Annotated in this window: 9 protein-coding genes, 1 pseudogene and 1 CRISPR repeat array; of the genes and pseudogenes, 5 read left to right on the top strand and 5 right to left on the bottom strand. The window is 70.0% G+C overall.

Translation table 11 applies throughout. The annotated features are described in order from the left end of the window. Window positions 1-5: 5 nt before the first annotated feature. The 3 genes and pseudogenes from ACFVX6_RS22775 to ACFVX6_RS22765 all read right to left on the bottom strand — a co-directional run. Window positions 6-926, bottom strand: coding sequence for an NAD-dependent epimerase/dehydratase family protein (locus tag ACFVX6_RS22775; protein ID WP_389694176.1), 921 nt, complete (start codon window positions 924-926; stop codon window positions 6-8). Between the two features lie 90 nt (window positions 927-1016). Beyond that, window positions 1017-2186 carry an epoxide hydrolase family protein gene (locus tag ACFVX6_RS22770; RefSeq protein ID WP_389694174.1) on the bottom strand — a complete coding sequence of 390 codons (1170 nt, stop codon included), beginning with the start codon at window positions 2184-2186 and terminating at the stop codon, window positions 1017-1019. 47 nt (window positions 2187-2233) lie between these two features. Next, window positions 2234-2655: direct repeats of the CRISPR family, unit length 20 nt; unit sequence GCGTTAACGCCGTTAATGCC. A 50-nt stretch (window positions 2656-2705) separates the two neighbouring features. After that, window positions 2706-3149: pseudogene (locus tag ACFVX6_RS22765) on the bottom strand (TetR/AcrR family transcriptional regulator C-terminal domain-containing protein); the annotation flags it as partial. Between the two features lie 526 nt (window positions 3150-3675). Here ACFVX6_RS22765 and ACFVX6_RS22760 point away from each other — a divergent pair. The 5 genes from ACFVX6_RS22760 to tpg all read left to right on the top strand — a co-directional run bounded on the left by ACFVX6_RS22760 (window position 3676) and on the right by tpg (window position 9776). After that, window positions 3676-4350, top strand: coding sequence for a ScbR family autoregulator-binding transcription factor (locus ACFVX6_RS22760; RefSeq protein ID WP_389694172.1), 675 nt, complete (start codon window positions 3676-3678; stop codon window positions 4348-4350). A gap of 192 nt (window positions 4351-4542) precedes the next feature. After that, window positions 4543-5823 carry a ParA family protein gene (locus ACFVX6_RS22755; protein ID WP_389694170.1) on the top strand — a complete coding sequence of 427 codons (1281 nt, stop codon included), beginning with the start codon at window positions 4543-4545 and terminating at the stop codon, window positions 5821-5823. After that, window positions 5820-6719, top strand: coding sequence for a ParB/RepB/Spo0J family partition protein (locus ACFVX6_RS22750; RefSeq protein ID WP_389694168.1), 900 nt, complete (start codon window positions 5820-5822; stop codon window positions 6717-6719). The genes ACFVX6_RS22755 and ACFVX6_RS22750 overlap by 4 nt, the downstream gene beginning before the upstream one ends. 126 nt (window positions 6720-6845) lie before the next feature. After that, window positions 6846-9212, top strand: coding sequence for a telomere-associated protein Tap (gene tap, locus ACFVX6_RS22745; protein WP_389694166.1), 2367 nt, complete (start codon window positions 6846-6848; stop codon window positions 9210-9212). A gap of 9 nt (window positions 9213-9221) precedes the next feature. Beyond that, window positions 9222-9776, top strand: a complete 555-nt coding sequence (gene tpg, locus ACFVX6_RS22740) for a telomere-protecting terminal protein Tpg (RefSeq protein ID WP_250744355.1) — start codon at window positions 9222-9224, stop codon at window positions 9774-9776. 224 nt (window positions 9777-10000) lie between these two features. On the opposite strand, the gene ACFVX6_RS22735 is transcribed toward tpg, so the two are convergent. Both ACFVX6_RS22735 and ACFVX6_RS22730 read right to left on the bottom strand, forming a co-directional pair. Then, on the bottom strand, window positions 10001-10474 hold the full coding sequence (locus tag ACFVX6_RS22735) for a MarR family transcriptional regulator (RefSeq protein WP_250744360.1): 474 nt from the start codon (window positions 10472-10474) through the stop codon (window positions 10001-10003). Continuing rightward, complete coding sequence (locus ACFVX6_RS22730; RefSeq protein WP_239516702.1) at window positions 10471-11109, bottom strand: hypothetical protein; 639 nt, start codon at window positions 11107-11109, stop codon at window positions 10471-10473. The genes ACFVX6_RS22735 and ACFVX6_RS22730 overlap by 4 nt, the downstream gene beginning before the upstream one ends. Between the last annotated feature and the right edge of the window lie 1957 nt (window positions 11110-13066).

The following is a 13066-nucleotide window of genomic DNA, read 5'->3' as shown; positions in this document are numbered from 1 at the left end:
ACCGATCATGCTGCCGCGGCGCCCGCGGCCTCCGCAAGCGCACCTGCCCCGGCCGCGCTGCTCGGGTACGTCGGAGCCCAGCCCAGCTCACGCCTCGCCCTGGCGTTCGACAGTCGCAGATCCGTCCCCATGATGGTGTGCGCGAGCGGGGCCGGCTTCAGCACCCACAGCGGTACGGTCATCGGCGCGGGCGCCCCGAACGCCGCGGCCACCGCCCGCATGTGCGCGTCCCAGCCCAGCGGCTCGTCGTCGGCGATGTTGTACGCCTGCCCGGGCCGCCCCGACTCCACGCCGGCGACCACGGCGTTCGCCGCGTCGGCCACGTCGACCCAGCTCAGCGCCCGCCCCCTGGCCGCCACCACGGGCAGGGCGCGCTTGCGCAGCATCGGCACCACGTGGACATCGGTGACACCGGCCCCGTAGAACAGCCCGAAGCGCAGGCTCACCCCCTCGATCCCGTCGGCGGTGAAGGCCAGCTCCTCCTTGGTCCGCATCGCGCCCACGTGCCGCTCCAGCCCGACGTTCGCCCCCTGCGGCCCGAAGCCGTCGTCCTCGCCGAGCACGGCCCCGCCGTGGTCCCCGTACCCGTAGCCGAACATCATCGACTCCACGACGAACCGCCGCGCCCCGGTCTCCCGCGCAGCGGCCAGCAGGTTGACGGTGCCCTCGGTGCGCAGCGCGTTCGTCCCCGCCATGTCCTGGTGCCGGGCCATGGTCTTCCCCGAGAGCGCCGTGGCCGCGTGCACCACCACGTCGAAGCCGAGCCCGTCCACGGCGCGCAGCAGGCCCTCACGGTCGAGCAGGTCGGCCCGGACCTCCATCCCGGCGCCCCGGCCGAGACCGGCGACCTCGTGCCCGGCCGCGCGCAGGGCCCGTACCGCCCGCTGTCCCAGAACCCCGCTCGCACCCGCCAGCAGAACCTTCATGGCCGTCTCCTTCTTCGCTCGCTCCGCGCGCTGTCATCCATGAGACAGATGGGCGGCCCGGAACGTGACACGAAGCAAAGGCGGCCTGGGTCACAAGGAGCGGAAGAAGGCCCGGACGTCGCCCACCAGCAGCTCCGGAACCTCCATCGCGGGGAAGTGCCCGCCCTTCTCGTACGAGGTCCAGCGCACGATGCGGTCGGTCCGCGCGGCGATGTGCCGCAGCGGTACGAAGTTGTCCCGGGGGAAGTCGGCGAGCGCGGTCGGGGTGCTGGACACCTCGGGCGGTGCGCCCTGGTAGTCGGCATGGGCACGCTCGTAGTAGATGCGGGCGGCGGAGCCCGCGGTCCCGGTCAGCCAGTACAACGTCACGTTGGTCAGCATCTGATCGCGATCCACGGGGCAGCGCGGGTCCGCCCACTCCGCGAACTTCTCGCCGATCCACGCGAGCAGCCCGACCGGGGAGTCGTTCAGCCCGTACGCGAGCGTCTGCGGCCGGGTCGCCTGGATGTCTGCGTAGCCCTGCCGCTCGCGCGCCCAGACCCGGTACCGCTCCCAGGAGGCGAGCGTGCGCTCCCGCTCGGCCGGGCTCAGCGGGGCCAGTTCCTCCGGCCGGGGCTCGGCGGTGGCACCGCCGCCCGGGAGCAGGTTCAGGTGCACCCCGCGCACGTTCCCGGGCCGGATCCGCCCCAGCTCCCTCGAGACGGCGGCGCCCCAGTCGCCGCCCTGGACCCCGTACTCCTCGTACCCGAGCCTCTCCATCAGCACGCCGAAGGCCCGCGCGACCCGCTTGAACTCCCACCCCCGCTCGGTGGTCGGCCCGGACAGGGCGAAGCCGGGGATGTGCGGCAGCACCAGATGAAAGGCATCACCAGGATCCCCGCCGTGCGCCCGCGGATCCGTCAGCGGACCGGCGACCTTCTGGAACTCCACGAACGAACCCGGCCAGCCGTGGGTCATGAGCAGCGGCGTGGCATCCGGCTCGGGCGACCGCAGGTGCGCGAAGTGCACCCGTGCCCCGTCGATGACGGTGGTGTACTGCGGCCATTCGTTCAACCGCGCCTCGGCGGCCCGCCAGTCGTAGCCGGTACGCCAGTACCCCGCGAGCTCACGGAGCTCCCCGAGCGGCATCCCGTACACCCGGCCCGCCCCCGGCAACTCATCGGGCCACCGCGCCAGCTCCAGGCGCCGTCCCAGATCGTCCAACTCGGACTGCGCCACATCCAACCGGAACGGCACCGCCCACTGCTCCACGTCACCCATGCCCTCGCACCTTCCACCCACTACCGACCCCACCAACGCCCCCCTCACCGTTAACGCCGTTAATGCCCAACCCCTCGACCAAGCCCCCACACCGCCGGGCGTTAACGCCGTTAATGCCTACCCCCCGACCACCCGCCGGGCATTAACGCCGTTAACACCCAGCCCCACCCCCACACCCCACACCCCTCCGGCGTTAACGCCGTTAATGCCTCCCGCCCCCCAACACTGCGAGCCCCCTCAGCGTTAACGCCGTTAATGCCCACCCACCACCCAGCCCCAGCCGTCCTCAGCGTTAACGCCGTTAATGCCCCGCCCGCCCCGCCCGCCCCACACGCCCACACCATCGGGGCCACGCCCCTCACCGTTAACGCCGTTAATGCCTCGCGCCCCGCCCTCGCCCCCGCTGGCCCCCACGACCAAGACCACGAAGACCCACACCACAACCACCGGCGTTAACGCCGTTAATGCCTAACCCCGCCCACCCACCCGCTCCGCCACCAGCAGCCCGAGCCCGTCGAGGATCCGCTCCAACCCGAAGTCCAGCGCCTGGTCCTGCCCGCCGGCCTCCGCCACCGAGGCCAGCGCGGCCCCGAGCGCCGGGTACTTCTCCCCGTGCACCCGCATCACCTCCCCGAGCACCGACGTCAGCTGCGCGTCCGGCCCCTCCCCCGCGGCCCCGCCCGCCATCGCACGCTCCTGCTCCGCGATCCCGCGTACGTGCCCCGACACCAGCACCACCGCGTCGATCGACTCGGCCCCCGTAAGCCCGCACCCGTCGAGCGCGGCGAGTGCCCGCTCCATCCACTCGACCTCGACCGGCCCCATCACCCGCGCCCCGACGGTCGCCTCCAACAGCCACGGATGCGCCCGGAATCCGGCGAGCAGCTCCCGTGCCCACGCCGCCAGCCGCTCACGCCAGCCCTCCCCCACGGGGCGGCCGTCCAGGACCGAGGGGTCCGCCATCGCGGCTTCCACCATCAGCGAGACCAGCTCCGCCTTGCCCGGCACGTACCGGTACAACGCCATCTTCGTGACGGCCAACCGCCCGGCCACTCCCTGCATCGATACGCCGGCCAGCCCCTCGGCGTCCGCCAGGACGACCCCCGCGCCGGCGATCCCCTCCAGCGTGAGCCCTCTCTTGGGCCCGCGCGCAGGCTTCACCGGCGGCCCCCAGAGCAGCCGAACGGCCGCGCCCCACTGCTCGTCCGCGTCCGTCATGGGATCCCCTCGCACTCCACCCGCCATTAAACTGCGTCTACCGTACACGTTAACGGCGTTAATGCCCTTCCCGGCGTTAACGCCACCCACCCGCCGTCCCACCCCCACTCCACGCACCCCACCGCGTTAACGCCGTTAATGATCCACTTCGACAAAAAGTACTGGCCGACTGGTTTTCTTCATGCACATCTGCCTAGATTGATCCGGGCCGAACCCCCGGTGACCACCTCCCCGGTTCCGCCCAACCACCGCAACCCCAGGGAGAATCCGCATGGCGAGGGCCAGACAGGAACGAGCCGAGATCACCCGGCAGGCGATCCTCGACGGCGCGGCCATCGCCTTCGACCGGACCGGCTTCCACGGCACCAGCCTCACCGACGTGGTCGGGCACGCCGGCGTCACCAAGGGCGCGCTCTACTTCCACTTCTCGTCCAAGGAAGCCCTCGCCCAGACCTTGATGGACGAGCAGTTCCAGGTCGCCGAGGCCCTGCCCGCGATCGCGGAGCCGGGTCTCCAGACCGCCATCGACATGACCCACCGGATGGCGTTCGGGCTCCGCTCCAACGTCCGGATCCGTGCCGGGATCCGCCTGGTCATCGAGTTCGGCTCCTTCACCGACCCGGACCCGAGCCCGTACAACGCCTGGATCGACACCTGCCACGGCATCCTCGTGCCGGCCCAGGAGCGCGGCGACGTCCTGCCCTCGGTCGACGCTTACGACGCGGCGACCATGCTCGTCGGCGCGTTCACCGGCATCCAGGTGACCTCACACGTACGCACCCACCGCGAGGACCTGCACGCCCGGGTCATCGACCTGTGGAACTTCCTGCTCCCGGGGATCGTGCCCGCGGAGCGCATCTCCCGCTTCGACCCGGCCGGCTCGCCCGAGTGCCGGTCCGATCTGGGGCTCTCGGCCCCGGACTCCTCTCCGGCCGCGGCCGGCTGACGACGCGTCCAGGGCGGCCTCGCACACGCCGTGGTGAACCACGGGGGTGCTCACTACGGCGTGTGCGAGGCCGCCCTGTCCCAACACCCCGCCCCCGCCCGGGGGCGATTCCCGGCCGATCCACACCACTTCGTTAGCAAAACTCAAGCGTGGCGCCCACGAACACCCTTGAACGTTAGTAAAGTCCCTCGCATGACTTCGCCCTCGTCAGCGAGCGACCGTGAGAAGGTCGTCTCCAAACTCCCTCCGTGGCTGCGCCAGGAGCTCAAGATCCGCACCGCCCAGCTGCGGGTGGACATCCAGGACGCCGTCCATCAGGGCATCGCCCACTGGAGCGCGCTCGCCTCCTCCCCCTCCCCCGTCGACACCTCCGGCGCCGAGTCCTTCTCCACCTGGCTGCCCGCCGGCCAGTGGGAGTCCTTCCGTACCGACTCCAAGGACCGCGGCGTCTCCCTCATCCAGGGACTCGCCCAAGCCGTCTCCCTCTGGCTGGAGATGAACCCGGCCCCCACCGTGAAGCGGCCCTCGGTCGTACGGCGCATCGTGGTGTGCAACCAGAAGGGCGGTGTCGGCAAGACCGCCATCACCGCCGGCACCGCCGAAGCCCTCGCGGAGGACCCCGACACCCTCCACCCGGTCCGCGTGGCCCGCCAACTGGCCCGTCTCTCGGCCGTCGAGGACGGCGACGAGACGACCCCGGAGGCCATCGCGTCCGCCGCATCCGCCCCGCCGGTCGACCTCGAAGACCTCCCCGGCCTCGGCATGCGCGTCCTGCTCGTCGACTTCGACCCGCAGGGCCACCTCACCAAGCAGCTCGGCCGGCAGCCGCTGCCCATCGGCGGCGACAGCCTCACCTGCCACATGGCGGGCGAGGCCAAGGGTCCCCTCGCCGACCTGATCGTCCCCATCCCGGACGAGCACTTCGGCGACCGCCTGCACATCCTCCCGGCCTGTACGGACGCCTTCCTCCTCGACGTCCGCCTCTCCACGGTCCGCGCCCGCGAGGCCGCGCTCGAACGGGCCCTCGCCCCCGTCGAGGCCGACTACGACGTCATCCTGATCGACTGCCCGCCGAGCCTCGGCCTCAGCATGGACGCCGCCATCTACTACGGCCGCCGCCGCGACGCCGAACAGCCGGGCGCATCCGGCGCGCTGATCGTGGTCCAAGCAGAGGATTCCTCGGCGGACGCCTACGACCTCCTGACCTCCCAGATCAACGATCTTCGCGACGACCTCAGCCTCGACATCGACTACCTGGGTCTCGTCGTCAACCTCTACGACGGCCGGCGCGGCTACATCGCGACCTCCTCCCTCCAGGCCTGGATGGACATAAAGGATCCGCGCGTGGTGGCCATCGTTCCCGACCTCAAGGAACAGCGCGAAGCGGTCCGCGTGAAGCAGCCGCTGTTCGTCTACGCACCCAAGGGCGAGCAGGCGGTCGCCCTGCGCGCCCTCGCAAGGGAGATCTCATGAGCAAGGCCGACAAACTCGGAGTCTCGAGCTCCTTCGCCCGTGCCCAGCCCGTCGGCGTCAGTTCCCGCCGCACGGCCATCGCCGAAGCCACCGGCGCCCCCACCTCCGGCGTGGTCCCGCCCTCGGAGGTGCCGATCGAGGCCCTCGCCCACAATCCGTTCAACCTCCGCGAGGACCTCACGGAGCTCGAAGAGCTGGCCGCGTCGCTCACGGTCCGGGGCCAGCTCCAGCCCCTGGCCGTCGCCACCCGCATGGCCTTCATGGAGGCCCACCCCGGCAACGCCGACGGCCTGGGCCGCGCCCCGTACGTGGTCATCGACGGCAACCGGCGCCTGGCGGCGGCCCAGCGCGCCGGCCTTCGCACCATGCAGATCCACGTCAACGACTCCCTCGCCTCCTCGGCGGCGGACATCCTGGAGTCGGCGCTCATCGCCAACGTCCACCGCGTCGACGTGGCGCCCATGGACCAGGCCCGCGCCCTGCAGGAACTCGTCGAGGTCCACGGCTCCCAGGCCCAGGTCGCCAAGCGCCTCGGCAAGACGCCGGCCTGGGTCTCCCAGCGCCTGACCCTCCTCAACCTCACCCCGGAACTCCAGGACAAGGTGGAGACCGGCGAACTCAAGGTGGAACCGGCCCGCCGCATCGGCCGCCTCCCCCAGGAGGACCAGGCGACCGCGGCAGAGGAAGCCGTTAACGCCGTTAACCCCCCGCGCCAACGCACCCGCCCGACCCCGCCCCCGGCCCCCACCCCGGAGCCGCACCCGTCCCCCACCACGTCCCCCCGCCGCATCACCATCGCGGCGGACTCCCCGGACACGATCGCGGACGCCCTCACCGCCCACCTCACCCCGGACGACCTGAAGGCGGTGACAGAACTCCTCCTGACCCGCATCTAACCCGCCCCACCCCAGACCGCACCCAACACGAAGGGGGCGTTGGCCCAGCCGGACCACCACCGCCCCCACGTGTGTTTCACGTGCGTTCCATGGTGCGGTTCGCATAAGCTGCGCCTGGAGGTGCCCATGCCCAACGCGCACGACAACGAACAGACCACGCTCTTCGCCGCGGTCGATGCCCTGCTGGAAGAGGCCGCGGCACAGGATGCCCTCCCGCACCCGGACGAGCGCAAGCGCCTCCGCGAGGCCGCGGGCCTGAGCCAGGACCAGATCGCCCAAGCCCTGGCCGTCCGCCGCGAAACGGTCACCTCCTGGGAAACGGGCCGCACGGCCCCCCGCCCCCCCAAGCGCGCCGCCTACGCCCGCCTCCTCAACGGCCTGGCGGACCTCCACGGCATTAACGCCGTTAACGCCCCCGCACCCGCCACCGAAGGCACCGGGCCCATTAACGCCGTTAACACCCCGCACGCCCCCACGCCCCAGGCCGCCGCAGCGCAGCCCGCACCCCCTCAACCCGCCACTCCCCAGGCCCGCGCCGAAGGCGCCGGGCCCACCCCCAGCGGCGCCGCACCCGTTAACGCCGTTAACGGCGTTAACGCCGTTAACGGCGCCCCCCAGGCCGCAACCCCGCAATCGGTGCCTGAGGCGGAGCCCCAGTTCCGGGAAGGGACAGGCAGGGGAACAGCCCCGCAGGGCCCCACCCACCCGCACCCCGCGCCCCGAACCCCCCAGCCGGGAACGGGAGCCACCACGGCCACGGCCACGCCCACCCCCCGCACAGGCGCCGCCAAATCCACCCCCGCACCCCTCCTCGAGGGCAACGGCCCCCTAGCCGTACTGGACGGCGCAGGAAAGGCCCACGCCGCCCACGGCGCCGTACTCACACCCCCCACCACCCTCCCCGCCCTCATCGAATGGGCCCTCACCCCCGCCGCCGGCCTCCGCTCCCCCCGCCTCCACCGCAACGGCAAGGACGGCGACCCCCTCCTCGTCCTCACCCCCGCCGCCACCGAGGCACTCGGACTCCCCCTGGTCCTGGAAGACCGCCGCGGCCTCCGCCTCCCCGACGACCACCCGGTCATCAAGCAGCTCACCAAATCAAAATGGCAGCTGACCCGCCGCGGCTTCGGCCCCTGGCCCCGCATCTACCGCCCCGCCACCCCCACCACCGGCCGCCAGTGCGTCCAGCTCGCGATCCTCCCCTGGGGCGCCCTCGACCCCCGTGCCTGGGGCGAGCACACCGCCGAGCTCCCCGCACCGGAACTCGCCGATCTCCTCACCGCCTACGCGACCCGTGTCCTCACCCCCCGCGGCTCGACGGCCGTCTCCGGCCTGGAGTTGATGACGGCGCTGCGCCCGCCCACCCGCGCCGCCCGCGACGAGTCCACGAACGCCTGGGTCTCCGCCCCGGTCCCCGGCTCGCTCACCCGCCCCGTCGACCCCGCTCCCCCGGAGGCCCCCGACGAGCACCCGGTCGTCGCGGCGCTCTACCCGCGCTCCCACCAGCGCACCCCGGACCAGGTCCTCGACGAAGAGGCGTACGACTGGATCCGGGACCCCCAGCTCCTCACCGACGCCGAGTGCACCCGCACCCACGCCGTCGGCATCGACGTGAACATGGCCTTCGCCGCGGCGGCCAACCGCCTCCTCGTCGGCACCGGCCCCGCGGTCCACACCGACGGCCCCCGCTTCGACCCGAAGCTCCCCGGCTGCTGGCTCGCCGACCTCTCCGCCCAAGCCGCCGCCCTGGACCCCCGCCTCCCCAGCCCCTTCACCCCGCACGGCCTCCCGCCCACCGGCCCCGCCTGGTACGCCACTCCGACCCTCGCGTACGCCCAGGAGCTCGGCCTCACCGTCCAGCCCACCGAGGCCTGGCTCCGCCCGGAACACGGCCCGTACCTCGACGCCTGGTACACCCGCCTGCGCGACGCCTACATCACGACGATGGCGGAACTCGGCGTCCACGCGTCCCTCACGGACTCCGCCTTCCTTCAGGCGATGGCGGAGTACAAGGGCGACCCCGACCACCCCCTCCCCCAGACCGCGGTCCTCTCCGCGATCAAGTCCACCGTCAAGGGCGGAATCGGCAAGCTCCGGGAACGCCCGCAGGGCGCCGGCTACCGCCCCGGCGAGAGCTGGCCCGCCCTCGAACGCCCCACCTGGCGCCCCGACATCCGCGCCGCCGTCATCTCGACGGCCCGCGTCAACATGCACCGCAAGATGCAGAAGCTCGCAACAGCAGCAGACCTCTACCCCATCGCCGTCCTCTCCGACTGCGCGGTCTACCTCTCCGACGGCCCCAGCCCCCTCGACTTCCTCCCCCGCACCCCCGAGGGCAAGCCCCTGCCCGGTGGCTTCCGCCTCGGCGTCAGCCCCGGCATGGTCAAGCACGAGGGCACCCAACCCCTCCTCTGGGCCGTTCAACTGCTCGACGAACGCCACAACCCCGCCCGCCACATCAAGGGCCACGACGCCGCGGCCGACGGAGAGTAAGAGCCACCCATGTCCGAGATCAGCGACAGCCTCGACCGCGCCGACGAGCAGAACTTCACCCGCCCCATCCCCAAGTCGGCGGGCGCCCAAATCCGGTACCTCGTAAAGCAACTCAAATCAACGAAGGCCGTTGCAGACCTCCTCGCCATCTCCCGGCGCACGGTGGAGCGGTACGTGAAGGACCAGATCAAGCAGCCCAAGCCGGCCCTCTCCGCCCGCCTGGAGCGCGAAGTCCGCCGCCGCTGGCAGCCCCTCGTCCGCAAGCGCGCCCGCGACAAGGCCGCGAAGCAGACCGGCCTGGTCATCGAGACCCGCGCCCGCTTCGGCTTCAGCGCCGCCCCCGGCACCACCGACGACGGCCGGATGCGCCGCATCACCCAGCACCTCCCCCCGGAGTACGCCTCCCGCCTCTTCAGCGCCCACGAGGCCGGAGCCACCGAAGCCCAGCTCCGCGGCATCACCGCCGAAGGGCTCCAGGAGATCTACTTCAAGGACAACGGCGCCCGCGCCCAGGGGCTCCTCGTCGAGTTCACCGACATCGACTACGTGGAGCTCAACTTCTAAAAGCCGGACAACCGGACCGAGCACGACGGCGCGTTGGCGAAACGTTTCGAACAGGTACGCTCCGCCAGGATCGACAACCTGGCCAGCGGGACGACACCATCGACACTCCCCCGAGGCCCCCCAAGCCCCCCTGAGCCCCTCGGACACCACAAAGGGCCCCAGAGTACTCCGGGGCCCCCAAAGACCCCTGAGCACCCCTCAGAAGCCCTACAAACACCACCCACTCAGCCAACCGCGTGCAGCGCCCGACGCCGCTTCGATTCAGCCGCCTTCTTCGCAACGGCCTGAGCCGCCCGCTTCTTGCGCTGCTCGGCGAGTTGGTCCTGATACGCCGCCACCGCCCGGTGGTAGCTGGCCACATAGCCCCGCGCGTCCAGCCGCTCCTCCGCGTCCATCTCGTTCACGGCCGCGACCGCATCTTCGAACGAGGTGTACCCGGCGAGCATCGGGTTGATCTGATAGACCCCGTTCCGGATCTTCCTGACCAACTTCGCCAACTCCAGGCTCCGCAGCGCAGCGTTCACGCTCGGCCGGCTCAGGTCCAGCATCCCGCCGACCGTCGCCTGGTCGATGAGGATCCGACCGCCCGGCTCGCTGAGCGAACGCAGCTTGAGCAGTACCCGGTACGCCGCCGGCGGCAGGTCGAGGTCGGAGAGCAGCCCGTCTGCGTTGACCGCAGCGAATCGCAAGGTGCTCACTGAGCCGTCCCTTCTCCCGTGCGCTTCGTCCGGCTCACCCGACGCGCAGCGCGCTCTCTTGCCCGTTCGGCCCGCAGTTCCGCGATGGCCTGCCTCATGTGGTCCAGCGAGGGGAAGCGCACCAAGTCCGGCAGGCTCGTATCGCTACGAATCTGCGAGATGGTCCCGTGCTGCTCCACCTTCACGAACTCACCCGTCATCTCGGTACCCGGGATGAACTCCGCCACCCGGTAACTGTAGGGCGGGTTGAACTGATACACACCCCGCCGCACCTTGAAGACGATCCCATGAGACATCACCGTGTGCAGAGCTTCCGACGTCTTCGTCCGGCTGACATCCAGGATGGTAGCCATCTCCTCCTGGGTAAGTGGAATCCGCCCCCCCGCCCGCTGGCAGGCGATGAGCAGCAGGATCAGCCGCAGGGGCAGCGCTTCCCGGAAGTACTGGGCGATGACGAGGAAGAACTCGAGGCTGTCCATCGAGAACGCATTCGGCTGGTTCTCGGTCCCGTAGAACTCCAGCGGCTTGCGCTCGCCGTCCAAGGTCAGCTTCCGCGTCGGGTACCGCTTCGCGAGGCTGTCCAGATCCTTGACCGGAGCCAGGGGCTGACTCCACGCGGAGATCGCGTCGTCCACCGGCAGATCGGGACGCGGGGTCCCTACCGGATTGCCCCGGCGGCGCTGTGGCTCTGATGACACGAGGCTGCTCTCCACTCCGTTGATCTGCGGAGATCAGTATGTCAACAAGGGTGACACAAGTGTCACGCTCGTTGACGTTCGGCGTGTCTTGTGTCCCCTCACAGGTGACATATCTCAGCCACACAGTTCCCCAACCTCCCTCCCACCCCTCCCCGGCCAACCCCACCCACCCCACCACCAGTTAGCCGGCAGATCTCCCCCCATACGTCAGCCCCCCCGACGTTTTAGCGCGTTTTACGTCAACGTCACTGACATTTTGCAGCCGTTGTGTCCCCCTAGCAGCGACACAACACCCGAGATATGTCCCTCCTGAGGGGACATATCTTTTCCCCCGCACCCCCTCTGACCTGCGACGACGCATCTCCGTACCTTCTATAGGCCGGTGGTCGCTCCCGCCCAAGCTTTCAACCCCCTCCCAACCGCCACGCAAGAGCCCTCACCCGCCCAAAAAACAACCCCCTCCAACCCCCCAACTCCCCCACCGGAACCCCCCACTCCCCAGCCACAACCCCGCAGAATCTGACTGATTCCCATCTCTATCCACCCTCCATTTTGAATCAAGCCCCTCCACCCAACCCTTAACCCCGCGAACACACCCACCCCCACCCCTATTAACGCCGTTAACTCCACCGCCAAAACCCCAGGTCACCACCCCCCACACCAACCCACCTCACCAAACACCCCAAAACCCAACCTTCACCACTGCGAAGACCACACCCCACCCCACCCCACACTCCCAAACCCCCAAAGAACACCAATGGCTGATTAGAAACCCAGGCTCAGCACAAACAACGCTGATGTCCTCCGCCGAAAGCATTGGCAAGCCCCAAAACCCACTTCCCATATGAAGGACCAAAGAACAGAACACCAAGGTCTCCCTCCAAGACAAAACTGAGGCCCTCCAGGAAGCTCGCTTAGCCCTGCACGGCAGGTTCCACAGAACAAGGAGAGGCCATTCAGCCCCAACCACGTAGCTCGTGGACCTCCCACCAGCCGGAGAGTCCCACCCAAGGACGAACCCGGGCGGTACCTCACCCAAAGACCAAGGCCCAGGCCTTGAAGCACCTCCACCCTTGGAACAACCTGAAACTCTCGCCTCACCCCAACCAAGGCCTCGGGCAACAAGGGGACTCCGGCCGAGCACAGCAAGGCAGTTCAATCCGAAGCCCACAGAGCTTCAGTCTCCATCAGCGCCAACGACCCCCACTCTGAAACGAAGCCGAGGATTACCTCACCAAAAGGCAAGACACCGCTCCCCGAAAGAGGCCCCTCCAAACACAGCAAGGCGGATCTCTCCTGAACGCGCAGTACTCAGGCACCTGAAACGAAGCAGAGGGTCTATCGGTGCAGGCGGTCCCTGGCGCGAAGCGCCAGGGTTTCCCTCCCAAGCCCGCAGCGCTTGGGAACCCGGAGCAAAGCGGAGGATTCGTCAGCTCGGAACGGGCCGTGCTGGCGCGAAGCGCCAGCGCTTCATCGGAAGCGCGCAGCACTTGGCAGACCCGTATCGAAGCGGAGGGTCTACCGCCATAGGCGGTCCCGGCGCGAAGCGCCGGGGTTCCCCTCTCCCAAGCGTGTAGCGCTTGGGTACCCAGAGCGAAGCGGAGGGTACCCCGGAGCCCCTAAGGGGCCAGGCCGGCGCGAAGCGCCGGCCCTTCTTTCCAAGCGCGCTTCGCTTCGGTACCCGGAGCGAAGCGGAGGGTACTTCCCCCTGCGAGCCCGCAGCTAAGCGAAGGGCCTCGCAGCCACACAGCGGCGGGGTTCAGGCGGAGCCGGAAGAGCTCTGGGGTGGGGGAGCGAAACGGACCCACCCAACGGGCCGAAGGCCCAGACCCCGTGAAACGGGGTCATCTCCCGCGCGGAGCGCGGGAGTCTTTGGGCCTGCGGAGCAGGCCCG

Origin of the sequence: Streptomyces sp. NPDC058289 (assembly GCF_042880975.1) — a bacterium.
Classification (GTDB): Bacteria; Actinomycetota; Actinomycetes; order Streptomycetales; family Streptomycetaceae; genus Streptomyces; species Streptomyces stoeckheimensis.
The sequence above is the reverse complement of the archived record's forward strand: the minus strand, read 5'-3'. Positions and strand labels throughout refer to the sequence as shown.